This window comes from Haloferax sp. ATCC BAA-644, from assembly GCF_000336975.1.
Classification (GTDB): domain Archaea; phylum Halobacteriota; class Halobacteria; order Halobacteriales; family Haloferacaceae; genus Haloferax; species Haloferax volcanii.
In genome coordinates this window covers 336,786-360,567 of sequence record NZ_AOLF01000013.1, presented here as the reverse complement: position 1 = coordinate 360,567, position 23,782 = coordinate 336,786, and the positions used below count along the sequence as shown (strand labels likewise).

26 protein-coding genes are annotated in these 23,782 nt (G+C 67.8%); 16 read left to right on the top strand and 10 right to left on the bottom strand.

What is annotated here, in order from left to right; genetic code table 11:
* Window positions 1-23 precede the first annotated feature (23 nt).
* The 3 genes from C458_RS05585 (at window position 24) to C458_RS18380 (ending at window position 2,218) form a co-directional block, all read left to right on the top strand.
* Complete coding sequence (locus tag C458_RS05585) at window positions 24-1,112, top strand: TrmB family transcriptional regulator (protein WP_008573951.1); 1,089 nt, start codon at window positions 24-26, stop codon at window positions 1,110-1,112.
* A 153-nt stretch (window positions 1,113-1,265) separates the two neighbouring features.
* Window positions 1,266-1,856, top strand: a complete 591-nt coding sequence (locus C458_RS05580) for a HalX domain-containing protein (protein WP_004063642.1) — start codon at window positions 1,266-1,268, stop codon at window positions 1,854-1,856.
* A 221-nt stretch (window positions 1,857-2,077) separates the two neighbouring features.
* Entirely contained in the window at window positions 2,078-2,218 is a 141-nt protein-coding gene (locus C458_RS18380) for a hypothetical protein (RefSeq protein ID WP_004043668.1), read from the top strand.
* Here the strand turns inward: C458_RS18380 and C458_RS05575 are convergent, their stop codons facing one another.
* From C458_RS05575 to C458_RS05555, 5 genes are all read right to left on the bottom strand, one after another.
* Entirely contained in the window at window positions 2,219-4,264 is a 2,046-nt protein-coding gene (locus C458_RS05575) for a hypothetical protein (RefSeq protein WP_008573950.1), read from the bottom strand.
* A gap of 134 nt (window positions 4,265-4,398) precedes the next feature.
* Complete coding sequence (locus C458_RS05570) at window positions 4,399-5,112, bottom strand: hypothetical protein (protein ID WP_008573949.1); 714 nt, start codon at window positions 5,110-5,112, stop codon at window positions 4,399-4,401.
* Window positions 5,113-5,269: 157 nt separating this feature from the next.
* Window positions 5,270-5,695, bottom strand: a complete 426-nt coding sequence (locus tag C458_RS05565; protein ID WP_008573947.1) for a universal stress protein — start codon at window positions 5,693-5,695, stop codon at window positions 5,270-5,272.
* A 108-nt stretch (window positions 5,696-5,803) separates the two neighbouring features.
* On the bottom strand, window positions 5,804-6,955 hold the full coding sequence (locus C458_RS05560) for a pyridoxal phosphate-dependent aminotransferase (RefSeq protein WP_008573946.1): 1,152 nt from the start codon (window positions 6,953-6,955) through the stop codon (window positions 5,804-5,806).
* Window positions 6,952-7,437: an Lrp/AsnC family transcriptional regulator gene (locus C458_RS05555; RefSeq protein WP_008573945.1), complete on the bottom strand. Its 486-nt coding sequence runs from the start codon at window positions 7,435-7,437 to the stop codon at window positions 6,952-6,954. The genes C458_RS05560 and C458_RS05555 overlap by 4 nt, the downstream gene beginning before the upstream one ends.
* A 136-nt stretch (window positions 7,438-7,573) precedes the next feature.
* Between C458_RS05555 and C458_RS05550 the strand changes: the two genes are divergently transcribed.
* Together C458_RS05550 and C458_RS05545 are read left to right on the top strand one after the other, a co-directional pair.
* Window positions 7,574-8,239 carry a PH domain-containing protein gene (locus C458_RS05550; RefSeq protein ID WP_008573944.1) on the top strand — a complete coding sequence of 222 codons (666 nt, stop codon included), beginning with the start codon at window positions 7,574-7,576 and terminating at the stop codon, window positions 8,237-8,239.
* The gene (locus tag C458_RS05545; protein ID WP_008573943.1) at window positions 8,236-8,862 is read left to right on the top strand and encodes a PH domain-containing protein; all 627 of its coding nucleotides are present in this window, start codon (window positions 8,236-8,238) and stop codon (window positions 8,860-8,862) included. The genes C458_RS05550 and C458_RS05545 overlap by 4 nt, the downstream gene beginning before the upstream one ends.
* Before the next feature lie 45 nt (window positions 8,863-8,907).
* Here C458_RS05545 and nhaC read toward each other — a convergent pair whose 3' ends face one another.
* Complete coding sequence (nhaC, locus tag C458_RS05540) at window positions 8,908-10,365, bottom strand: Na+/H+ antiporter NhaC (protein WP_008573942.1); 1,458 nt, start codon at window positions 10,363-10,365, stop codon at window positions 8,908-8,910.
* Window positions 10,366-10,595: 230 nt separating this feature from the next.
* On the opposite strand from nhaC, the gene C458_RS05535 reads away from it, so the two are divergent.
* The 8 genes from C458_RS05535 (at window position 10,596) to C458_RS05500 (ending at window position 20,204) form a co-directional block, all read left to right on the top strand.
* Complete coding sequence (locus C458_RS05535) at window positions 10,596-12,392, top strand: BatA and WFA domain-containing protein (RefSeq protein ID WP_008573941.1); 1,797 nt, start codon at window positions 10,596-10,598, stop codon at window positions 12,390-12,392.
* Window positions 12,392-14,854 (top strand): vWA domain-containing protein, encoded by a 2,463-nt coding sequence (locus tag C458_RS05530; protein WP_008573940.1) that lies wholly within the window; start codon window positions 12,392-12,394, stop codon window positions 14,852-14,854. Before C458_RS05535 ends, C458_RS05530 begins: the two co-directional genes overlap by 1 nt.
* Complete coding sequence (locus C458_RS05525; protein ID WP_008573939.1) at window positions 14,851-15,474, top strand: DUF4200 domain-containing protein; 624 nt, start codon at window positions 14,851-14,853, stop codon at window positions 15,472-15,474. The genes C458_RS05530 and C458_RS05525 overlap by 4 nt, the downstream gene beginning before the upstream one ends.
* The gene (locus C458_RS05520) at window positions 15,467-16,390 is read left to right on the top strand and encodes a hypothetical protein (protein WP_008573938.1); all 924 of its coding nucleotides are present in this window, start codon (window positions 15,467-15,469) and stop codon (window positions 16,388-16,390) included. The genes C458_RS05525 and C458_RS05520 overlap by 8 nt, the downstream gene beginning before the upstream one ends.
* Window positions 16,383-17,399: a MoxR family ATPase gene (locus C458_RS05515; RefSeq protein WP_008573937.1), complete on the top strand. Its 1,017-nt coding sequence runs from the start codon at window positions 16,383-16,385 to the stop codon at window positions 17,397-17,399. The genes C458_RS05520 and C458_RS05515 overlap by 8 nt, the downstream gene beginning before the upstream one ends.
* 7 nt (window positions 17,400-17,406) lie before the next feature.
* Window positions 17,407-18,306: a DUF58 domain-containing protein gene (locus C458_RS05510; RefSeq protein ID WP_008573936.1), complete on the top strand. Its 900-nt coding sequence runs from the start codon at window positions 17,407-17,409 to the stop codon at window positions 18,304-18,306.
* Window positions 18,307-18,388: 82 nt separating this feature from the next.
* A complete protein-coding gene (locus tag C458_RS05505; protein ID WP_008573935.1) occupies window positions 18,389-19,627 on the top strand; it encodes an MFS transporter in 1,239 nt (412 codons plus the stop codon).
* A gap of 130 nt (window positions 19,628-19,757) precedes the next feature.
* Complete coding sequence (locus C458_RS05500; protein ID WP_008573934.1) at window positions 19,758-20,204, top strand: ester cyclase; 447 nt, start codon at window positions 19,758-19,760, stop codon at window positions 20,202-20,204.
* A gap of 37 nt (window positions 20,205-20,241) precedes the next feature.
* On the opposite strand, the gene C458_RS05495 is transcribed toward C458_RS05500, so the two are convergent.
* Window positions 20,242-20,439 carry a hypothetical protein gene (locus tag C458_RS05495; protein ID WP_008573933.1) on the bottom strand — a complete coding sequence of 66 codons (198 nt, stop codon included), beginning with the start codon at window positions 20,437-20,439 and terminating at the stop codon, window positions 20,242-20,244.
* A 197-nt stretch (window positions 20,440-20,636) separates the two neighbouring features.
* Between C458_RS05495 and C458_RS05490 the strand changes: the two genes are divergently transcribed.
* On the top strand, window positions 20,637-21,062 hold the full coding sequence (locus C458_RS05490) for an EamA family transporter (RefSeq protein ID WP_008573932.1): 426 nt from the start codon (window positions 20,637-20,639) through the stop codon (window positions 21,060-21,062).
* An 81-nt stretch (window positions 21,063-21,143) separates the two neighbouring features.
* The gene (locus C458_RS05485; RefSeq protein WP_008573930.1) at window positions 21,144-21,707 is read left to right on the top strand and encodes a thioredoxin family protein; all 564 of its coding nucleotides are present in this window, start codon (window positions 21,144-21,146) and stop codon (window positions 21,705-21,707) included.
* 53 nt (window positions 21,708-21,760) lie between these two features.
* Here the strand turns inward: C458_RS05485 and C458_RS05480 are convergent, their stop codons facing one another.
* Both C458_RS05480 and C458_RS05475 read right to left on the bottom strand, forming a co-directional pair.
* Complete coding sequence (locus C458_RS05480; RefSeq protein WP_008573928.1) at window positions 21,761-22,189, bottom strand: RNA-binding protein; 429 nt, start codon at window positions 22,187-22,189, stop codon at window positions 21,761-21,763.
* A gap of 36 nt (window positions 22,190-22,225) precedes the next feature.
* Window positions 22,226-22,435, bottom strand: coding sequence for a hypothetical protein (locus C458_RS05475; protein WP_008573927.1), 210 nt, complete (start codon window positions 22,433-22,435; stop codon window positions 22,226-22,228).
* Window positions 22,436-22,598: 163 nt separating this feature from the next.
* Between C458_RS05475 and C458_RS05470 the strand changes: the two genes are divergently transcribed.
* Entirely contained in the window at window positions 22,599-23,177 is a 579-nt protein-coding gene (locus tag C458_RS05470) for an NUDIX hydrolase (protein WP_008579149.1), read from the top strand.
* A gap of 13 nt (window positions 23,178-23,190) precedes the next feature.
* Here the strand turns inward: C458_RS05470 and C458_RS05465 are convergent, their stop codons facing one another.
* Window positions 23,191-23,604 carry a 2Fe-2S iron-sulfur cluster-binding protein gene (locus C458_RS05465; protein WP_008573923.1) on the bottom strand — a complete coding sequence of 138 codons (414 nt, stop codon included), beginning with the start codon at window positions 23,602-23,604 and terminating at the stop codon, window positions 23,191-23,193.
* Window positions 23,605-23,782 lie beyond the last annotated feature (178 nt).

The window sequence follows — 23,782 nt, the reverse complement described above, 5'->3', positions numbered from 1 at the left end:
TGTATGTCGTGCATCTACAAGCGATGAATACCGCGGAGCTACGCACCGCACTCCGGAACGCCGGGTTGTCTCAGTATCAGGCCGAGGCGTACGTCGCGCTGCTGCAACTCGGCGCGGCGAGCGCGACCGAACTCGCCGACGCCTGCGCCGTGCCGACCGCCCGTATCTACGATGTTCTCCGCGACCTCGAAGCGAAGGGCTACATCGAGACCTACGAGCAGGATAGCCTTCACGCGCGGGCGTGCGACCCGCAATCGGTGATGGAGGACCTCAAGAGTCGCGCCGTCCAACTGGACGACGCGGCAGAGGAAATTGAGGCGCGCTGGCAACAGCCCGCGGTCGACCGACACATGCTGAGCATCGTCAAGCGCTTCGAGACGGTGTTCAATCGGGCCGAAGAGATGATTCGGGAGGCCGACGGCGAGGTTCAACTGTCCGTCACCCCCGAGCAGTTCGACGAGCTCAAGCCGGCGCTGTCGGAGGCGTACGAGAACGGCGCGCTGGTGAAGGTCGTGCTCCACCCCGAGCGGACCGACGAACTCGAACCACCCGCCGAACGGGAGTACCGCGGGGTCGCCACGGAGGTCAGACACCGGACGCTCCCGACGCCGTTCGTCGCCATCGTCGACCGGACGGGCGCGTGTTTCGCCCCGCACGACAACTCGGTGAACCAGTACGGCGTCCTCGTCGACGACTACACGCTGGCGTACGTCTTCCACTGGTACTTCCAGACGGCGCTGTGGGAGGTCTGGGAGGTCGTCTACGACGCACAGACCGACGAGCCGCCGATAGTGTACTCGGACATCAGACACTTCGTCCAGGACGTAGAGCCGCTCGTCCGCGACGGGAACCGAATCACCGCCCACATCGAGGGCTACGAGACCGACGAGCGCGACCCCGTCGAGTTCACCGGCGAAGTGACCGACGTGTACTACACGGCGGTCTCGGCGCCGACGGACGCGCTGTCGTTTTCGGAACTCGCGGGGCAGGTCTGTCTGACCGTCGAGACCGACGGGGAGACCTACACCGTCGGCGGGTGGGGCGCGGTGTTAGAGGATGTCGAGGCGAACCGCATCACCGTCGAGTCGATTTCGGGGACATCCGACAGTTAGTATCTGTTCGGTTCGCCGGAATGTATAACAACTCCGGGGGGCAATTAGTGCCCACAAGCGCGGTTTCGGACGGCGTTAGACAAGAGGTATTTTGATATACCACTGCACGACATTGAGTTTCGTGAGCGTCTCCGGAACACCACTCCACTACCAATGAGCGCAGAACAGCCACTGGTGCTCATCGTTGAAGATGAGCCTGACCTCGCCGATCTGTACGCAACCTGGCTTAGGAACGACTACGGCGTTCGTGTCGCCTACGGCGGCCGCGAGGCGCTCGATAAGCTCGACGACGAGGTTGACGTTGTTCTCCTCGACCGTCGGATGCCCGACCTCTCGGGCGACGAGGCGCTCTCGGAGATTCGAGACCGTGGCTTCGAGTGCCGCGTCGCGATGGTGACCGCGGTCGAACCCGACTTCGACATCATCGCGATGGGCTTCGACGACTACCTCGTCAAACCCGTCTCGCGCGAAGCGCTGACCGAGACCGTCTCTAACCTCATCTTGCGAAACGCCTACGACGTGGGTATCCAAGACCTGTTTTCCCTCGCGTCGAAGAAGGCGCTGTTAGAGTCGGAGAAAGACGAGGCGGCGCTGGAAGAAAACGAGGAGTACCAGCGGCTCACCGCCCGCCTGACCGAGCTCCGGCGCGAGCTCGACGAGACGCTCGGGCAGCTCGACGAAACCGAAGGAATCTCCGCGGTGTACCGAGACATCGGCGGCGAGGCCGATATCGACAACTCCTGACCAGACCGGGCAACCGTTTCGGACGCCGACCGTCTTCTCCCGTCTCCGTTCTCGTAGCCGACGCGTAGCCCGTGCAGCGGACGGGTAGTTTGCACGCCGTTACGGGAACCGTTCGCCAGACTGATGGTTACTTGCGACACCCGCTCCGTTAATTAAGTTAATTTCATATCAGATATACACGAAAAATTATAATTTCTGTTCGCGCCTTGGGGTAAGTGCACATGTCCGACGACAGCAACCAGATGGTAACGTACCTCCGTCAGAACCCCCGCATGATGGGTGTCCTGTTCACGCTCACGCTCCTGCTCTCGCAGGCCGGCAGCGTGGCGGCCGGAAACACGGGAATCATCTACGGGCCGTAACTACACGAGGAATTCGCAATCCCAGTAGACGGCATCGTCATAGATAACCGGAATTTGTTCTAGCGCGAGGAACTCTCGTAGCTCCTGAGTCGATAGGTTAACCTTCGAGAGCGGTTGCGACGAGAGAAAATACTCGGTGTTCCCCGGTAGATCAGGGATTATCAACGAACCCAGTCCGCTCCGTGATGTCGGGTACGCATTATACGCCAATTCGTAAGTGTCGCTATCGAGGGATTCGACCTCGCAGAGCACCGCGACCCCACTCTCTGCCTGGACAACTGACAGTCCGCCGTCTCCGACGACGCCGTACTGGTGTGCGACATCGCTGTCGATTCGGACCACGTCGAGCGACGCCTGGAGCGGGAATCCGCCGTTGAGCAGTCGGGCCAGCGTGCGACCCACGCCGACCGCCTGACTGTTGATGACCTCGCTGAACGTGACGATACCGCCGATAGCGCCGGCCTCGACGAGCGCGAGCCCTTGGTCGTACGACTGGCACGCGTTGAGGAAGAACGCGCCCGTCCCGACGTGGTCGAGCGTCTCCGCCTCGACCCTGCCGTCGCGGCACTGGAAGCCGTCGTCGTCGATGTGGCCGATGTAGTGGAGGAAGTCGGTCGGCTCCGCGAGCGTCTGCCGAAGCTCCGCCCTGCTGAGGTCGTAGTGGGCGTCGACATCGAACGACAGTCCGTCGCGCGAGCCGTACACCTCGTCGACGATGTCGGTCTCGTCGAGCATCTCGGGGTCGTTACAGACGACCGTGATACCGATGTCACCCTGCGCCGGTTCGCGCTGGAGGCGGTTCCGATAGGCGGCGGGCGTGGTCTTGCTCGCGCCGACGGGCGTTCCGTCGCTAATCCACGCCTGCTCGACCGAATCGGTCGAACCGGGCTTGACGTACGTCTCGCTCGGCGTCGTCGCGCCGGCGCTCCTGACGGTCTCGGCGTCGCTGTCCTCGGGGTCGGCGTCGTCTCGGAGGAAATCGTCGACGACGGCCGCCTGCACCTCCGAGTGCGGGACTTCGGTCCCCGACGGGGTCCGGACGACCGCGAGGTCGTTCGTGACGAAGGGGAGCAGTTCGATGTTGTCGGTCTGCGGCGCGACGTGCGTCGTCAGCTTCCACTCCGGGACGAGGTCGGCAATCTGGTCGTACGGAAGCTCGAAGTACGCCGCGAGCCGTTCGTCGAGCGGCGCGTCGTACAGCCCCTCGGCGTCGATATCCGTCCGCGACTCGACGGTCTGGCGCTCGTGGAGCGGCACGTCGTAGATGCCCTCCGTCCGAACGACGCAGTCGAGGAAGAACGTGCGCTTGAGCGCGCGCGCGACCGCCTCCTCGAACCCGTGTGGGCCGTCGAAGTCGTGGACGAACCCCCCTTCGGTGACGAGTCGGGGCGAGTCGCCGGGGACGAGCCTCGCGCCGAGATAGTACGCCAGCGGCGTCGCCACGAAGACGTGGCTCAGCGTCGGCGGGAGTTCGATTCGGACGCCGGTGTCGGGGATGCGGAGTTCCGCCGGGATGTCGAGTTCGTCGCCCAGTTCGAGAAGCGGCGGGTGGCCCCGGAGCGTCGGGTACGACCGCTCGACGCTCGTGGTCTTGAGCGCGGAGCTGAACGCCGAGACGGCCTCCATCACGTCGAGCGGGTCGTCGGTCGTCGTAATCGTCGCCGCGGGGCTCTCGTGGGACGACCGCGCGCCGACGAACACCGTCTGGGACTCCTCGAACGAGAGCACGGTTTCGAGCGGCTGCGCGTCGACGGTCACTGCCCCGTCGACTCGGAGATACGTCTTGACCGCGCCGAAAAGCTCGATGCTGTACGTCGCCGCGTCGAGTTCCTCGCGACCCTGCTGGTCGACCTGTGCGAGCATCGACCCCGCCTCGTCGCGGACGCAGACGACCGTGTTCGCGGCCAACCCGATACGGTCGGTCTCGATGCGGACCGCGGCGTCCGTCGGGAGCGAGAACCGGCGTCGGTCGGTCGGCTCCGGCGCGACTGACGACGGCGTTCGAAGCATGAACTGGTGGCGTTCGATGTTGTCTCGAACGACCAACCCCGTGCCATCTGAAGGGAGCGAAAAACCGACTTCCAACGCGGAAGACGCGTCAGCCCGCTGGTCCTGCCCGGACGGTTCCATTGTGTCTATGTGACACGATTAAGGTGAAAAGCGTACTGGTCGTGCGAGGTTCACGACTCCAACGGAAACCAGCCGGAGGAAGCGTCTCGCCGCCGGAGATGCCAGCGCTGGCGAGCCTCCGTGCCCTCGACGTCGAGTTCGACGACGGCGTCGAACAGCGGTTCGAACAGCCGGTTGCGCTCGTCTTCGCGGTCCCCGGGCGACCAGACGTGGACCATCCCGTTTCGGGCGCGGACGTGGCTGGTCATGACGTGGAGGAACCGAAACACCTGGTCTCGCCGGTACCGCGAGAGGAGTGACGGCAGGCAGTCGAACGCGACGCGGAGTTCGGCCGGAGAGAGTCCGCCGGAGAGGCTGTCGAACTCGGTCACGTCGTTGGCGAGTTCCGCACCGAGCTGGCCGAGACCGCCGCCAACCCGGCGCTCGTAGGTGTCCGCAGCGGTCGGCACGGCGTCGGGAGACGACGATGCCGCCACGCTCCGTTCGAGCGTCGAGTACCGAACCACGCGCGTCCACTCTTTGGTGCGCTGGATGTCGTCGTCGAGTCGGTCGGCGAGCGGCGTCGAGTCGTTGAGAACTAACAGACGGCGTCGCGGCTCGTCGGGGGCACCGAGCATCTGTTTGGACGCGCGCGAGTAGAGTTCAGTCGGGACCGACCCGACGACCAGAAGCGCGCTCCCTCGCCGCTTGAGGTCGTCCAGTCCGAGTTGAAACGTGGACGCGTCCTCAGTCACGGCGATGTCCGTGTCACCTCCCGAATCCATTCGTATTGCACGACGAAAGCGCATTTAATAATACTTTGCGTGTTGGTCTCTCGAACCGTCCCAACGGTGTCCAGCGTCGATGACGCGCTCGGTCAGCGATATCGCGGTGCGTTTCGGCCGGTCGAGCCGTCGTGGCCGCTTCGCCCCGACGACTCGACTACTCGGCTGCGCGGACCGTCAACACGGGAACCGGCGCGGCCCGAACGACGCGCTCCGTCACGCTCCCGAGCAGCACGCGCTCGACGCCCGTCCGTCCGTGCGTCGCCATCACGATGACCTCGACGCCGTGTTCGGTCGCGTAGTCGAGAATTGCGTCGGGCGGTGCGCCCCGCCGGACGACGCCGTGCGTCTCGATACCGCGGCGTTCGCCGCGTGCTTTGACCTCGTCGACGACGCGTCGGCCCTCCCGTTCGAGCGTGTCGAGGACCGTGCCGCCGACAACACCCGCGCTGTCCCGCGTCGTGTTCACGACGAACAACACGTGTACCGTCGCGTCGAACCGCTCCGCGAGGTCGAACACGTGCGGCATCGCTTGTTCGGCCGCCGGACTTCCGTCGACGGGGAGCAGGATTTCGTCGTACATCACTAACCGTACGCGCCCCACCCGTGTGAATGCTTCGCATACCCCTAGTTCGGTGTTCGTTCGGGCAAAAGCGGGTGACGGGTTCGAGTCGGGTGTCCCCCGGCCGTCTCAGTCGCTGACGTACGCCTCGATGCGGTCCATCGCCTCGCGGAGTTCGCGCATCCCCGTCGCGTAGGAGACGCGGAGGTGGCCCGCGCCGCCCTCACCGAAGACGCTTCCGGGGACGAGCGCGACGTTCTGTTCTTCGAGGAGGCCCTCGGCGAACGCCTCGTCGTCGCCGTCGGGGGCCTCGGGGAAGACGTAGAACGCGCCTTTCGCCTCGAAGCAGTCGAGTCCCATCTCCTCGAAGCGGGCGAGGACGAACCGCCGGCGGCGGTCGTACTCGCGGCGCATCTCCTCGACGGAGTCGTCGCAGGACCGCAGCGCTTCGAGCGCCGCGTACTGCGCCGTCGTGGGCGCCGACAGCATCGCGTACTGGTGGACCTTGTTCATCGCGTCGATGGCCCCCGGCGGCCCCATGGCGTAGCCGAGACGCAGCCCGGTCATCGCGTAGGCCTTCGAGAAGCCGTTGAACACGATGGTCCGCTCGCGCATGCCGGGGTGGGTGGCGATAGAGGCGTGGTCGTCCTCGTACCGGAGGTCCGAGTAGATTTCGTCGGAGAGCACGACGAGGTCGTGGTCCCTGACGAACGAGGCCACGTCGGCCAGTTCGTCGTCGGTCATCACCGCGCCGGTCGGGTTGTTCGGGTAACAGAGCACCAGCACGTCGGCCTCGTCGGCCCCCGCGGCTTCGAGCGCCTCGGGGGTGAGCGTGAACTCGTCTTCGGCGCGGGTCGGCACCGGCAGCGGTTCGCCGCCGGCGAAGATGGCCCCCGGCGTGTACGAGATGTACGACGGCTGGGGAATCGCCACCACGTCGCCGGGGTTGACGAACGCCCGGAACGCGAGGTCGACCGCCTCGCTCGCGCCCGTCGTGACGATAATCTCGTCTTCGGGGTCGTACTCCTGCCCGTAGCGGGTGACGCGCTCCGAGATGGCCTCGCGGAGTTCGCGCATCCCGCGGTTCGACGTGTAGGAGGTCTTGCCGCGTTCGAGCGAGTCGATAGCGGCCGTCCGGGCGGCCCACGGCGCGGAGAAGTCGGGTTCACCGACGCCGAGGGAGATGACGTCGTCGACCTCCTCGGCGAGTTCGAAGAACTTCCGAATGCCCGACGGCGGCACCTGTTCGACGCGGTCCGAAAGCTGGTCGCCGAGCGTCATGGCGACACTGAGAGCCGGTCGTCGTCGTCGCCGTCCCCGAGCTCGATGCCCTCCTCCTTGTAGGAGTCCATCACGAAGTGCGTGACCGTCTTCGTGACCTCGGGGATGGGGGCGATGCGCTCGGAGACGAAGTTCGAGACGGCGTGCATCGACGCGCCCTCGACCTCGATGAAGAAGTCGTAGTCGCCGGAGACGAGTCGCAGCGTGGCGACCTCGGGGAACCGCGCGATGCGGCGGGCGATCTCCTCGTAGCCCGTCTCGCGGTCGAGTTCCACGTCGACTTCGACCTGCGCGCGGACGCGTTCCTCGTCGACGCTGTTCCAGTCGACGACCGCCTGGTAGCCGCGGATGACCCCGTCGTCTTCGAGTTCTTCGAGCGCTGCTGCCACTGCTTCGGCGTCTGCGCCCAGCTGGCGGGCGATGTCATCTACGCTCTCGCGAGCGTCGTGACGCAGCAAGTCGAGCAGTGACTGCTTGTCCATGGACACTCCGTTGCAGGCATCGGTAAAATGGTTTGCCCAACCGGGCGGAATTGTCATGTTGGTTGATACCGATACTCACTGGCGGCGGCCGCAGCCGGCGGAACACTATTCCATCGCCGGGGAAAACGTGTCAGCGATGGATACCGAGTTCGATTGGATTACCCTCGACGACGACGAAGAGGTTCTCTGGGCCGACACCCCGCACCCGTACAGCCTCGTGCCCTCCTTCATCGTCGGCGTCCCGCTGTCGTTCGTCCTCGTGGGCATCCCGCTTCTCGTCGGGTCGTATCTCTCGCACAAGAACACGAACTACGTCGTCACCTCCGACGCGCTCTACCGGAAGACGGGCGTCCTCTCCCGGAACGTCCAGCGCATCGAGTTCGACAAGGTGCAGGACACCTCTTACAGCCAGACGTTCCTCGGCGGACAGTTCGGCTACGGCTCCGTCGACATCAGCACGGCCGGGGGAAGCGGCATCGAGATGAGCTTCGGGAACGTCGCCGACCCGCAGTCGCTCCAGACGCTCGTCAACGAGCGAATCAAGCGCCGGGGCGGCCCGGACACCGACGCCGAGGGGAAAGCGGCCGTCCTCGACGACATCCTGACCGAACTCCGCGCGATTCGGCAGGCCGTCGACGGCGAGGAAGGCATCGCTGCGGGCGATGATGCGGGCGACGACGCGACCGACCGAGCGGGCGACGAACCCGACGCCGTCCCCGCCTCCGACGCCGACACCGACGCGAGCGACGACGCGCTCGAACCGAGCGACTTCGAGTTCGACGCGACGACCGACGAGCGATGACGGGCGGCGATTCGAGCAACGGGGGCTCGCCATCCGAGCGCGCCGCGACCGAGTCGGCGGCCGACGCAGCGACGGGCTCGGAGACCGTCGCGGCCATCGACGACTGGCTGGCACGCGGCGACGACGAGACCGTCCGCTGGGAGGGTCGGCCGCGGATACAGACCGTCATCCCCGCGGCCGTCGTCGGAGGTGCCATCGCCGTCGTGTCCGTCGCCGTGGCCGTCGCGAACGGCGCGCCCGAACTCGCCCTCGTGGCTCTCGTCGGACTCCTCCTGCCCGCGTGGTCGTACCTCCGGGTCACCAACACGCGCTACGTCGTCACCGACCGGGCGCTCTACCGGAAGACGGGCGTCCTCTCTCGGAGCGTCCAGCGCGTTTCCCTCGACCGCGTCCAGAACAGCGCGCTCTCGCAGGGCGTCACGGGGTCGTGGTTCGGCTACGGGACCGTCTCGGTCGAGGCCGCGGGCGGCGGCGCAATCCGGTTCGAGGACGTGGACGACCCCGGCGCTCTCCGCGACCGAATCGAGGGTCACGACGACCGCGACGAACTCCCCGGCACGGTCGAGCAGTGGGCCGCCGTCCGCGACGAGGTGCGGGCGCTCAGAGCGGCGGTAGAGCGGTAAAAAAGCGCAAGTCGGTTCGATATCGCGGCGCGAGTTTTCGTCGCGTTAGTCGTCGTCCGATGCGGTAGCGGCGGGACCGGGCTGTGCCGCGCTGTTGCCCGAGAAGCCGACGCCCGCGAGGACGAAGGCGAACAGCACGAGCGGCGAGAGGTAGCCGAAGAAGTAGTACCACATGTAGTCGAACGTCGCCACACCCAAGACACCGGCCATGTACGCGCCGCCAGCGTGCCACGGGAGGAGCGCGCCGGTCGGCGTCCCGGCGGACTCGATGGCCTGCGAGAGGTCCGAGCTGTCGAGGCCGAACTCGTCGTAGGTGTCGCGGAGCGTCATGCCGGGGACGACGATGCTCATGTACTGCTGGGCGGTGAGCGCGTTGGTCAGCATCGCTGAGATGCCGGTCGAAGCGACGAGCAGACGCGGGCTCCGGATGCCGCGCTGAAGTCGGTGGGCGAGGACGGCGAGGACGCCCGTCTGTTCGAGTAGGCCGCCGAGCGTCAGCGCCGCGACGACGATGGCGATGGTCCACGCGGAGCCGGAGACGCCGCCGGACGCGAGCAGGCTGTTGACGAGTTCGGAGCCGGTTTCCGGGCCGGTGCCGCTCATGAACGTCTGCCACGCCGCGACGAACGACGCGCCCTGCACGAGGATGCTCGTGAACGCGCCGGCGAACGCGCCGGCGAGGAGGACCGTCAGCGCGGGGTAGCCAGCCGCGGCGAGGCCGAAGGTGACCGCGAGCGGCAGGAACGCGAGGAGCGTGATGTCGTAGGTGGAGGCGAGCGCGGTCTGAATATCGACGATTTGGCCGGCCGGAATCGTCCCGGTGATGCCGAGGCTGAGGATGACGAAGCCGACGAGCGAGAGGCCGAACGCGACGGCCGTTCCGTTCCGCATCGCGCGGATGTGGTCGTAGAGGTCGGTGTTCGTGACGGCGGCGGCGAGGTTCGTCGTGTCCGACAGCGGCGACTGCTTGTCGCCCGCGTACGCGCCGGTGAGAATCGCGCCGGCCGTCATCGGTTCGGGGACGCCGAGCCCCGAGCCGATGCCGATGAAGGCGACGCCGAGCGTGCCGACCGCGGTCCACGACGAACCGATGGCGAAGGTGGCGATGCCGACGAGGAGCGCCGTCGCGGGCAGGAACACCTGCGGCGACAGCAGGTCGAGGCCGTAGTACATCAGCGTCGGAATCGTCCCCGCGGCGACCCACGTCGAGACGACGCCGTAGATGGTAAACAGGATGAGAATCGCCTGTAACCCCATCGCCAGACTGCGTTCGATGCCCTCGTAGAGGTCCTCCCAGGTGTAGCCCCAGACGAACCGACCGAGGAGGCCGACCAGCGCGATACTCCAGATGAGCGGGATGTGCGGATCGAGCCCCAGCCACGCCGACCCGAGACCGAGGAAGGCGACGAGTCCGAGCACCGGAACGAGCGCCTGTTTCAGCGTCGGACGCTGGTCCGGGGCGATGTCGTCGTACGACCGCGGTGTGTACCTATCAGTTCCCATCGTGGCTCAACAAATAACTTTAGAGCATAAAATTGTGTCGTGTTATAATTTAAGTGCATTGTTATGCAATGACGTACTTTTGGTTGACAATATAATGCCCGAGGGTAATCCGTCGGGCGAGCGGTCCCGGTCGGTTGCGCCGAACAGTCACGCATTCCGATAGGTCGATATTGCGGAACGTGTCAACAAATAGGGAAACAGCCATACCGGAGGCGCGCCACGGGTCGGGCATGGCCCTCACCGAGTTCTTCTTGTTCCCCCTCGGGTTGGTCGCCCTCCTGGGGGCAGTCCCGCTCATCATCCTCTATCTGTTGCGGCCGGAGCCGGTCCGGCGCACCCTCCCAACCTTCCGGTTCCTCGCGGACGCGGCGGGGCGAAGCGCTTCGAACCCCATCTTCGACCGGCTGCTTCGGAGCCTGCTTCTCCTCATCCAACTGGTCGCGCTCGTCGCGCTCGTCGGCTCGCTGGCGACGCCGTACGTGCTGGTTCCCGAGTCGGAGGCGGTCCAAGAGACCGTCCTCGTCGTGGACACGAGCGCGAGCATGGGCGTCCGCGACGGCGGCGGGACCCGATTCGACAGCGCCCTCGCCGCGGCGCGAGACGAGGTGTCCGGCACGACCTCGGTCGTCTCGGCGGGCGCGAACGCGGACGTGGTGCTCCGCCGGGGGAGCGCGACCGACGCCCGCGCCGCCCTCGACGGCCTGCAAGCGGGCGACGCGCCGGGTGACCTGCGCTCCGCGATTACCGCCGCCGCCTCCGTCGCCGGCGAGGACGCCCGCGTCGTCGTTCTGAGCGACTTCGCGGACGACTCGCCGTGGAGCGACGCGGTCCGCGAAGCCCGCGCCCGCGGCCTCGTGGTCGAACTCCAGCAGTTCGCGGGCGGCGGCGCGGGCAACGTCGGCATCGTCGACCGGCGCTTCTCCGGCGCGAACGTCACCGTGACGGTGAAGAACTACGGCGACTCGGCGGCGACGCGGACGCTCTCGCTCGCCGGAGCCACCCGAGAGGTCCGCATGGACCCCGGCGACGTGGCGACCGCGACGCTCCCGGTCCCCGCGGGCGGCGGGCGCGTCGAACTCTCGCCGGGCGACGCCTTCCCGACCGACGACGCGCTGTACGTCGCGGCCCCCGAGGACGCCTCGGTGGACGTGCTCGTCCTCACGAACGACGAGAACCGATATCTGACGGCCGCGCTGTCGGTCATCCCCGAGGTGTCTTTGACCGTGGACAACCCGCCGACGGCCGTCTCGACGGACTACGACGTGGTTATTTACAGCAACGTCAACCCCGGTCGGCTGCTCGCGGGCAACGTCGAGGCCGGCCGCGAAATCGTCGCCGACGGCGGCGGCGTGGCGATTCAGGCCCAAGAGGAGTCGCCGAGCTACGGCGACCTGCGGCTCGTCTCGCAGGGAAGCGTCGGGACGAATCCGACCATCGGGACCGTCGAGAGCCATCCGATAACCCGCGATATCACCTTCCCGCCGCCGACCGAGTACGTCGCGGGCGACCTCCGGTCCGGCCAGTCGCTCGTGAACACGACCGACGGCACCTCGCTCGTCGCCGTCGAGCGCCGCGGGGCCGGCCGCGTCCTCTACTACGGCTTCATGGAGGACAGTTCCGCGTTCAAGTACAACTACCAGTACCCCGTGTTCTGGAAGCGCTCGGTGTTCTACCTCGCCGGGCGCTCGACGCTCTCCGAGTTGAACCGGGCGACCGGCGGGTCGCTCGCGGCGGGCGCGAACCAGACCGTCGAGACGCCTGCGGGCGAGGCGACCGGCCCGGAGGTCCGCCTCGACGACGCCGGCTTCTACCGCGTCGGCGACGGGCGCTTCGCGGCGTCGCTGCTCAGCGAGGCCGAGTCCGACGTGGCCGCCGCGCCGCTGGACGGCGCATCGGCCCCCGCGGACTACCCGACGCGGGTCGAAGAGCGCGAGGTTCCGGACCCGCTCACCGAGTGGGCCGCGCTGGTCGCGCTCGCGGCGACGATGGTCGAGTTGGCCTACCTGCGCCGGCGGGGTGACCTCTAATGGTGGCGCTCGGAGCGGCGTCGGTCGTACTGACCGCGCTGGCGGATGTCGGCGTCGCCGCCACGACTCCCGCCGCCGCGACGACGCCCCTCGCGTGGACCGTCGAGGCCGCCGGGCGGACCCTCGGCCTCCAGCGCCCGCTGTTTCTCGTCGCGCTCCCGGTGGCCGCGCTCCTCGCGTGGGCGCTCATCTTCCGCGGGGCCGACGGGACCGCCGGCGGGCGCTCCCGGCGGCTCCTGTTCGCGTCCCGGCTTCTCGTCGTCCTGTGCTTGGTCGTCGCGGCCGCGGGACCGTACACCGTCACGACCCGGATGACCGACGGCGACCCGCAGGTGACGCTCCTCGTCGACGACTCCGACAGCACGGCCGTCACCGAGGACGTGGCGTCGCAGCTCGCGTCGGACATCGAGGACGAAGGCGTCCCCGTCACCACCTCGACCGTTGCCCGCGGCGGGTCGTCGCCCATCGGTGACGCCGTCGCGGCCAACCTCAGGCCGAACGGGACGGTCGTCCTCGTCTCCGACGGGCAGGTCACCTCGGGGCGGAGCCTCGCGTCCGCGACGACGCTCGCCCGCGACCTCAACGCGACCGTGAGCGCGGTCGGGGTCGAACCGACCGAGACCGAACAGTACGTCACCGTCAGCGGCCCGTCGAAGACCAGCGTCGGCGTCGAGAACTCCTTCCTCGCGCAGGTCGACGGGGTCGTCCCCGACGACGTCGAGACCGCGACCGTCGAACTCGCCGTGGACGTCGACGGCGAGGAAGTCGCCCGCGAGACGGTCAACACCACCGACGGCATCGAGTTCTCCCGGACGTTCGAGACCACCGGCACTCACCGCGTCACCGCCCGCATCGACGGCGATGACCGCTTCGAGACGAACGACGTGTTCCGCAAGACGGTCCGCGTGGTCGAGCCCCCGCGGGTGCTGTACGTCTCCCGCGGCGACTACCCGTTCCGCGACTACCTCTCGCAGCTGTACGACGTGGAGACCGCCGAGACCGTCCCCACGGACCTCTCGTCGTACCACGCCGTCGTCCTCCAAGACCTCCGCGCCGAGGACGTGGGCAACACCGACTCGCTCCAGCGGTTCGTCATCGACGGCGGCGGCCTGCTGACCGTCGGCGGGCGCAACGCGTTCGAAAACGGCGGCTACGACGGGTCGAGCCTCGCGTCGATGCTGCCGGTCACGACCGGCGAGGGCGCGTCCCAGCAGACGAACCTCGTCTTCGCCATCGACGTCTCCGGCAGCGCGGAAAGCGGGATGCGCGTCCAGAAGTCGGTCGCGCTCGACGCGCTCGACCAACTCGGCGACGAGAACCGGGTCGGCATCGTCGGCTTCAACTACCGCGCCTACGACGTCTCGCCGCTCCGCCCGCTCGGGCCGAACCGCGAGTCGACCGCCGACCTCATCCGTCGCCTCGAGTCCGGCGGCGCGACCGACATCGCCGTCGGCCTCGACGGCGCGGCCCAGCAGCTCGGCGACAGGCGCGGGACGATTATCCTCATCAGCGACGGGCACGACCGGTTCCAAGACGCCGCGACGCTCGCGGACCAACTCGGTCGCGACGGGGTCAGCGTCATCGCCATCGGAACCGGCCCGAACCCGAACGAACGGACCCTCCGAGCCATCGCGCGGGCGTCCGGCGGGAACTACCTCAGAGCCGACGAGACCGACCGACTCCGCATCCTCTTCGGCGGGTCGAACCGCCAGTACGCGGGCGACGGCCTCACGGTCGTCGACCAGAACGACTTCGTCACCGCCGGGGTGGAGCTGACCGCGAACCCCGGCAGCGTCAACGACGTGTCGGTCAGGAGCGGCGCGAACTTCCTCGTCGCGGCCGATGACGGCACTCCCGCGGTCGCGTCGTGGCGCTACGGGCTCGGTCGCGTCGCCACCGTCACCACCTACGCGGGCGACGGCACGCTCGACGGCCTGCTCCAAAGTCCCGACTCGCTCCTGCTCACCAAGTCCACGAACTACGTCATCGGTGACCCCGAGCGGAAGGCGTCCGGCGTCACCGAGGTGTCGGACACCCGGGTCGACCAGTCGACGACCGTCGTCTACCGCGGCGGCGAGCGCCCGCAGGGCGTCGAGGGACTGCGCTTTTCGGCGGTCAGCCCCGGCGTCTACGAGGCGACGGTCGTCCCCACGGAGACGGGCTATCGGGACGTACTCGACACCGCCTTCGCCGTGAACTACCCCGTCGAGCACGCCGGGTTCGGCCGGTCGGCCGCGCTCGAAGCCGCCGTCTCCGACAGCGGCGGGACGATGTACGGACCCAACGACGCGGCCGAAATCGCGGCCTCCGCCCGCGACAACGCCGCCGGCGTCCAACCCGTGCGCGACGACTGGGCGGTCGCGTTCGTCGCCGCCGCGTTCCTCCTGTATCTCGCCGAGGTGCTCGCCCGGCGTCTTCAAGTGTATCGGGGTCGAACGCAAAGTGAAGGTGGTCTGATATGAGTGCCCTGGGTCGGTCCCTGAACCTCGGTCTCGTCGTCGTCGTCGTCCTACTCACCGCCGGAACCGTCGGCGCGACGATGTTCTACCAGTACTCGGTCGATTCGCTCGACCAACAGAACGAGCAGTTGCGCGAGCGAAACGCGGCGCTCGAAGAGGACCTTTCGCAAACCCGACAGAACCTGTCGGCGACGCGGACGGAGCTACGGGAGCTGAACGACAGCCTCGAACGCACCCGGGGCGACGTGTCGCAGGTCTCCGACAGCCTCGAAGACACGGAGTCGCAGCTGTCGTCGACGCAAAACGAGCTGTCGTCGACGCGGGACGAACTCCAAGAGACCGAAAGCAACCTCGAAGACGCCCGGAGCCGAATCAGCGAACTCACGGCGACGCTCGACGACCTCGAAGAACAGCGCAACCGCCTCGAAAACCGGATAGACGACCTCGAAACGGATAACGAGGAGCTCGAAGCGACGAACGACCGACTGGAAAACCAGATTGATTCGCTTCGGTCCGAGGTCTCCCGCCTCGAAGACCGGGTCGACGAACTCCGGGCCGAACTCCAGCAGGCCTGTGCCGGCTACCAAGACGGCAACCAACCGGCGGTGTGTAGCGATGTCTGACAAGGCACCCGACACCGCCGCCGACGAGGGAGGTTCGCCCGACGACGCGGGAGCCGCTCGCCGCGAGGAAATGGCCGACGCCGTGAGTGAGGTTCGCCGCGAGGCCGCGAAGGCCGCCGTCGTCTCCAGCGTCGTCGACGCCGCGGCCGCGACGCTGTTGGCGAACGTCGCGTTCCGGGTCGTCGAACTCCCCGTCGAGTCGTCGGTGTCGCTCGGCTTCCTCCCGCGGGTTGACCCGGCCGTCTCGGTCCACGTCGCCGTCCCGCTCGCCCTCGCGGTGGGCCTCCTCGTCGGCCTCGCGGAGTACCTCATCCTCATGCGGGTGCCGGCGGTCGAGCAGTTCGAGGAAGTGAACCCGTCGGTCGCCGAGGCGCTGCGGACCGCCCGCGACCTCGTCGCCGACGACGGGAACCCGAACCGCGACTCGCGCATGTCGGTCGCGCTCTACGACGACGTGCTGGCCCGCCTGCGGGAGTCGTCGTCGGTGGAACTGCTGCCGACCCGCCGCATCGTCGGCGCGCTGCTCGTCGCCCTGCTCCTCTCGGCGGGGAGCATCCAGGTCGCCATCTCGGACATCCAGTTCGAGGGACTCGCCGGGGACGGTGTCTCCGCGGGCGACCGCCCCGAACAGTTCTCCGACGAGGAGACGCGGCTCCAGAACGGCAGTTCCATCCTCGGTGACCCCGAGGACGTGGCCGCCGGCTCGGAGCAGTTGAACGCCACCGTCGCCGGGACCGGCGGCAGCGGCGACGGCGACGGGCCGGAGTCGGCGGCCGCGGCCTACGACTCGACCGGCTACGGCGGCGACGACGCCGTCGAGAGCCAGCGCGCCGGCTACCTCGCCGACGACACGCTCGAAGAGGCCGACCTGATTCGCGACTACACCTTAGAGATACGAGAGAACGAAGATGAGTGACAACCCAGACCGATTCGGCGACGACGGACAGCGAACCGCGGCCGACGCCGACGCCGCGGTCCCGACAGACGACGACCTCAGCATCGAGGAACTCCAAGCGAGCGTCGGCGCGGTCAGAGACGAGGTCGGAAAGCGCATCATCGGCCAGCACGACGTGGTCGAGCGACTCCTCGTCTGCGTCCTCTGCGACGGCAACGCGCTGCTCGAATCGAACCCCGGACTGGGGAAGACGACGCTCGTGCGAGCCCTCTCGGACGCGACGGACCTGGGGTTCTCGCGCGTGCAGAACACGCCCGACCTGATGCCCTCGGACATCACGGGCACCGAAATCATCCGCGAGACGCCGGAGGGCCGCGACTTCGTGTTCGAGCGCGGCCCCATCTTCGCCAACGTCGTCCTGGCCGACGAGATAAACCGCGCGACGCCGAAGACGCAGGCCGCGCTCCTCGAAGCCATGCAGGAAAAGCAGGTGACCGCCGCGGGCGAGACCTACGAGCTTCCGGACCCGTTTTTCGTCCTCGCCACGCAGAACCCAATCGACCAGGGCGGCACCTACCCGCTGCCGGAGGCGCAGACCGACCGCTTCCTGATGAAGATTCTCGTCGGCTACCCCGAGTTCGACGAGGAGCGGACCATCGTCAAGCAGTACGCCGAGGGCGGCGAGTCGCCCGAGGTCGAGCGCGTCCTGCCGCGGACGCACCTGCTCGCCGCGCAGCAACTCGTCCGGCAGGTGCCCATCTCCGACGACATCCGCGACCGGACTATCGAACTGGTCCGCAGCACCCGCGAGGACGAGCAGGTCGAGTTCGGCGCCAGCCCCCGCGCGAGCATGGCGCTCGTCCTCGCCGCGAAGGCGCGGGCGTTCGTCCACGGGCGCACCCACGTCTCGTGGGAGGACGTGGTCGAGATGGCCCCGCCGGTCATCAGACACCGCATCATCCTCGACTTCCGGGCGGAGCGCGAGGGACTCGACCCCGACGACGTGATTCAACGGCTGTTGAACGAGTGACCGAGCGATGATAGACCCCGGCTTCCTCGACGAACTCGACCGCTTCGACACCTCGCTGAAGCGCGTCTCGAACGCCCAGCGGCAGGGCGAACAGGAGTCGCCGGACGTGGGCGAGGGGCTCACGTTCAGCGACCACCGCCGGTACGCCGCCGGCGACGACCCGCGGCTCATCGACTGGAAGGTGTACGCCCGCACCGAGGAGCTGTTCATCAAGCGGTTCGAGGCCGAGCGGAACCTGACGGTCCACGTCCTCCTCGACGCCTCGGCGTCGATGGACTTCGGCGAGGCCGGCGCGAACAAATTCGAGTACGGCGCGAAGCTCGGCCTCGGCTTCTGCCACCTGACGGCCGAGGAGAACAACGACTTCCGGTTTTCGCTCCTCGGCGACCTGCCCGACCGCATCGACACCGACGCGTCGAGCCGCGGCGAGGTGCTCCGGCTCGTCGAGCGGCTCAACGAGACGACGCCCGGCGGCGACGGCGACATCACGGCGGCGCTTTCGACCTACGCCGAGACCATCCACTCGCGGTCGCTCGTGGTCGTCGTGAGCGACCTGCTTTTCGACCCCGACGACGTGGGGTCCGGCCTCGCCGCGCTCGCGCGGAACGACGTGCTCGTCGCGCAGGTGCTCACCCCGGACGAACTCGACCCCGAGGCGACGGGCGACGCCATCTTCGAGGACCCCGAGTCCGAGGCGACCCGCCGGACCTACTTCGGCGGGTCGGCGGCGCGGCAGTACACAGACCGGCTCCAATCGCATCTCGCGGCGGTGGACGAACGGTGTCAGGCGCTCGGCATCGAGCGCGAACTCGTCGATACCGGCGCGGAGTTCTTCGACACGTTCTCCGACCTCTGGCTCGGCGCGCGGCTCGGCGGGGAACGGCGCGGTAGCCGCGGTGGCAGCTGACCCCGGTGACAGCTGACCCACGCGCCGGACCACTGTCGCCGCGGACCGCGAGCTTTTCACGACTCACCGCCCAGTAGTCGGTGTGACGGAGACACAGGAGCGCCGCGTGGTCGGCCTCGTCGCCGGCTCGCACGTCGTCAACCACGCCTATCTGGTCGCGCTCGCGCCCGTCATCGGCCTCGTCGCCGACGACTTCGGCGTGAGTATCGCCGCCGTCGGCCTCGCCATCGGCGTCCAAGGCGGTGTCGTGACGCTCCTGCAACTCCCCTTCGGCTACCTCTCCGACGCGCGAAGCCGGACGCTCGTCCTCGCCGTCTCGCTCGGGTTCGGCGCGGCGGGCATCGTCGCCACCGCGCTCGCGCCCTCGTACCCGTGGCTCCTCGCCTCGCAGGCGCTCCTCGGCGTCGGTATCGCGGGCCACCACCCCGCGCACTACCCGCTTTTGGCGACCGCCTCCTCGGAGACGAATCGCGGGCGGGCGTACTCGCTGCACGCCCTCGGCGGGTCGCTGGGCTTCGCCGTTTCGTACGCCATCGCCGCCGGCGTCGGCGCGGTCGGCTTCGGCTGGCGCTGGACCGTCGCGGCCATCGCCGTCTTCGGCGCGGCGTTCGCGCTCGTTGCGCTCCCGATCGCCCGCGGCTTCCCCGAGCGAATCAAGAAGCCCGCGGCGGAGGACCGCCCGTCGTCGCGCCCCACGCTCGCGGGGATTCGACGGGGCGCGTCGGAACTCCTCTCGTCGGCGGGGCTGATGGGGCTCGCGCTCCTCTCGTTTCTCACCTCCGCGGCCGCGTGGTGCATCCGAACGTACTCGCCGCAGTTGCTCACCGCCGGCTACGGCCTCGCGCCGGGCACGGCGAACCTCCTCGTCTCGGCGATGCTCGTCGTCGGCGCGGGGACGATTCTCGTCGGCGGCGCGCTCACCGACCGCGTCGGCCCCGGCACCGTCGCCCTCGGCGGCTACGCCGCGCTCGCCGGACTGGGGGCGCTCTTGGCGACCGGGTCGCTCCCGCTCGCGCTCGTCGTATTGATTCTCCCCTTCAGCGGGACCATCAGCGTCTCCCGGCCCGCGCGCTCGACGCTCGCGGACCGCCTCTCGGAGCGCGCCGACCTCGGCAAGAACTTCGCCGTCGTCACCGTCGGCATCTCGCTCGGCGGGGCCGTCGCGCCCCCGGCGTTCGGGGCGCTCATCGATCTCGCCGGCGTGCGCATCACCTTCGGCGTCGTCGCCGTCCTCGGCCTGCTCTCGTTCGGGTTGACCCGGTGGCTCCTCGGCCGGGTGGACGGGTCGGCGCGACGGCCGCAGGCGACCCCGAGCGACTGAGAGCAGCGCGTTCGTGGAGCGACCGGGAGGTGCTACCACTTCTCCGTCGGTTCCCTTCGTCGGCGACGTTCGTGATGCCAAGAATCCATAACTAAGCCGCTGTCGACCGTCTCTCCGAACGGTGGTGGAGATGGCAGCAACATCCGAGAAAGAACAACAGCACCGAGCGTCGTTCCTGCGCGTGGCAGACGAACTATGGAACAAACGCGACTACGGAATCATCAGAGAGGAGTACGACCCGCTGGTCGAGGTTCACGCCTTTTCGGACCCCGAGGGTATCATCGGGACCGACGCGGTCGAAGAGTGGGCGCGGCGGTACCACGACGCCTTCTCCGACTTCCACGTGGAACTGTTCGACGTGTCGGCGCGAGACGACAGCGTGTACGCCCGGTATCGTCTGACGGGCACTCACGACGGAACGCTCCGAAGCGCTCGCGGCGACATCCCGGCGACCCACCGCAAGATGGACACGTGGGGTATCGTGCAGGCGCGCTACGAGGGCGGCCTGTGCGTCGAAGAGTGGAACAGCACCGACAGCATGACCATGCTGTCGCAACTCGGCGTCGCTCCCGAGTGAACCGACCGAGTCGCGAAAAACAACCGTTTTTGGCCGCCTATCCGGACCACTCGCCGCGAACGTCGTCGGCGACCGCGTCGCGCCACATGCCGAACCCCTGTTGACAGACGGGGCTCTCTTCGAGGTGGTCCATGAACCCCTCTCCTTCGCTCTCCAGTTCGTCGAGACAGAACGGACAGCGAGTCGGGTCGTCCCACGTGTGCGCGATAACCGAGGGTTGTACTTCCTGGGACATACACACCAATACGCGATAATACTTGATAAAAATTTGGTCTATGGCGCTATCTAGTCTTGTTTGTCTATCTAAGGTGAGAATTCATACTCGATTCTAAATCGGTTACTATCGAGCCGTCACCGTGTTATCGCGGCTCGTCCGTGTCGGCTTGCGGTCGAATCGTAACCCTATACACGACTCGGAACCGCGTTCTATCCGTGAATTACATCTCGTGGGCGGTCGTCGCGCTCGGGGCCTACTCGCTCGTCGCGCCGCTGATGAAAGTGGCGACGACCGGGCAGGCCAAAATCCCGAGCGACGTGGCCGCACTGGTCGCTAACGGCGTGCTCGTCGTGGGAACCGTCGGGGTCATCGCCGTCTCCGGGCAGAGCGTCACGGACTCGGTCATCAGCCCGAAACTTCCCTACGTCCTCGCCGCCGGTGCCTGTCTCGCGGTCGGCATTCTCTCGTACTACCGGGCGCTCGCGCTCGGCCCCGTCTCTATCGTTGCTCCCATCTTCGGGATGTTCCTCGCGGTCTCGTCTGTCGTCGGCATCGTCGCGCTCGGCGAACCGCTGACGGTTCGCAAGGTCGCCGGTATCGGCTTCGCGGTCCTCGCAATCGCCCTCGTGTCCATCGACTGAGGGGCGTCACGGAGCTTCCGACGCCGATGCAGCACTGCCGCGGGCCAACCGCTTTTCATGTTCGCGGGCCAACGTGGCGACATGGTACTGCTCGAATCCGACTCCGAACTCGAACGCGGCGACGCCGCCCCCGACTTCGAACTCCCCGGCACCGACGGCGAGACGTACACCCTCTCGTCGTTCGCTGACTACGACGCCCTCCTCGTCGTCTTCACCTGCAACCACTGTCCGTACGCGAAGGCGAAGTTCGAGGAGCTGAACCACCTCGCCAGCGCCTACGACGACCTCGCGGTCGTCGGCATCAACCCGAACGACGCCGAGGACCGCCCCGAGGACTCCTTCGAGAAGATGCAGGAACTCGTCGAGGACGGCACGATTGGGTACACCGCCTACCTCCGCGACGAGTCGCAGGCGGTCGCCGCCGACTACGGCGCGGTCTGCACGCCCGACCCGTTCCTCTTCGAGAACGTCGGCGACGGCTTCGAACTCGCGTTCCACTCCCGCATCGACGACGCGATGAGCCCCGACGACGAGGTGACCGACCACGAGATGCGGACGGCCGCCGAGGCGCTCCTCGCCGGCGACGACATCCCCGTCGAGGAGTCCCCCTCGCAGGGCTGTTCCATCAAGTGGAAAGACCAGTAAAATAGCGCAATCGGACGCGAGCGGGACTCGATTCCGACGGCTCGCTTGCGGCCCTACTCGTCGCCGAGGAGGGCTTCGCGGGCGTTCTCCACCGCGGCTTCCTTCTTCGCCGGGTAGGCCTCGACTTTCGCGCGGAGCGTGAGCCCCCCGCCGCGACGGGCCTCGCCCTTGAACGCGGCCTGTTTGTCCAGCCGCAGGAAGAACTCCGTGTTGTCCGTGACGCGCTGGTCGAGTTCGTCCAGGAGCGTCTCGAAGTCGGGGAGGTCGCGTATCTTGTCGAGGACGTGCCGCACGTCGTTGGCGCGCTCGACGCGCGCGGAGAAGACGATGATGCGGTCGCCGTGGTGGCCGGTGCTCTCGGCGCGGTCGACGTCGAACTCGTCGGGGAGGAACGTCCGAAGCGCCTCCTCGACCCGTTTTTCGTCTTCCGTCTCGTAGCAGAACGTTCGGAGGTCGATGTAGTGGAACGGAACGCGTGGCATAGTGGGTCTGAGAGGCGGCGGGTCGGTGTGAGTCGCTTACTCTTCGCCGGCTTCGTCCGCGTCGTCGCCGTCGGCGGCTTCGAGCTGGTCCTGCGCGATGCCGACCTCCTGGCCCTCGTCGAAGCTGATGGTGTAGGTCGGCTCGCCGAACATGCTCTCGATGACCTGCGTGACCGTGCCGGTCTCGCCGTCGAACTCGCTGTGCTTGTCGTTCAGGACGACCTTATCGTCTTTCTCGAAGCTCATACCCACAGGTTCCGCGTCACCGGATAAAAGGGCGATGATTGGCCGCGAAGTCGCCGGCTCCGCCGCTCGCGACGACGCGTGTCGAAGCCGATTTGTGGAGTCGCGCCGAACCGTGCGGTATGCCGAGTCGCCCGCTCGCACATCGACCGCCGGCCGCGAGCCGATGACGGTCGACGACCTGTGGTTCCTCGCGGACGAGGCGCGACAGCGCGCCGAGCAGGCGTACCACCGCCTGCGCCGGAACCACGCCGACGCCGACTACCTCGAGCCGGTTCACACCCGCCGCGTCTCCCGCCCGCGGTTCCGCACGCTCGCCTCCCGCGTGAAGTCCACGGGGACGCCCTACGGCGTCCACACCGTCGTCCGCCGCCGCGGCGACGAAATACTGCTCGTCCGCCACGAGGGCGTCGACCTCTGGGTCCTCCCCGGCGGCGGCGTCGACGAGGACGACGAGGGCTTCACCGAGGCCGCCCGGCGCGAACTCGCTGAAGAGGCCGGTCTCACCGCCGACTACGGCGGCCTCGCGATGGCTACCCGAATCGACATCCGCTGCGACAGCCACCAGACGTGGGGCGTGATGCCCGTCTACCGCGCCCGAGTCGACGGGGCCGCCGAACTCAGCGTGAACGACCCCGACGAGGAAATCTCGGCCGCGCGGTGGTTCCGCGTTTCGGAGCTCCCGGCGGACACCCGCGACCGCGACGACCTGCTGTCGTGGTACGACCACGTCGCCGGCGACTGACCGACCCGCCGGCTCAGTCGGTCGCTTCGCGCCGTTCTCGGGTGTCCGGTGTGTCAGCCGTGTCCTGCGCGCCCTCCGCTTCGCCGGCTTCGTCCGCGTCGCTCTCCGCGTCGTCGACGTGTTGGCCCCAGAATCCGGGGTACTTCTCCACCCAGAGGTCGCCGAGGACGACCGTCTGGCACGCGAGTCGGAGCCCCGAGTCGGGGTCGTGCGGGGGGAATCGGAACCGCCGGCGCTCCTTTTTCGTCCGGTAGGTCACGGGGCCGCGAACCCGGACGGCACAGGTACCGCACGAGCCGCCGCCGCGGCAGTTGAACCACGACGAGTGGCCGTTGTGCGGCGATTCGCCGGCCGCGCGGAGCACGTCGCGGAGGACGTCCCCGCGGTTGCACTCGATTTCCCGGCCGCGGAAGTGGACGGTTGGCACGTGTCGGGTGACGCCACAGGAGGCTTAATCAGTGTCGTTTGTGAGACGACTGAAACCGCGGTCGTCGGCCGTGAGTCGCCGGAGCTCCGTGTCCCGAATCGAACCACGAAAAGCGGCAACGCCCTCCGAAACCCCGCGATTCGCCTCGGAGAATCTAAGTTCGTCCGTCCCCGACCCC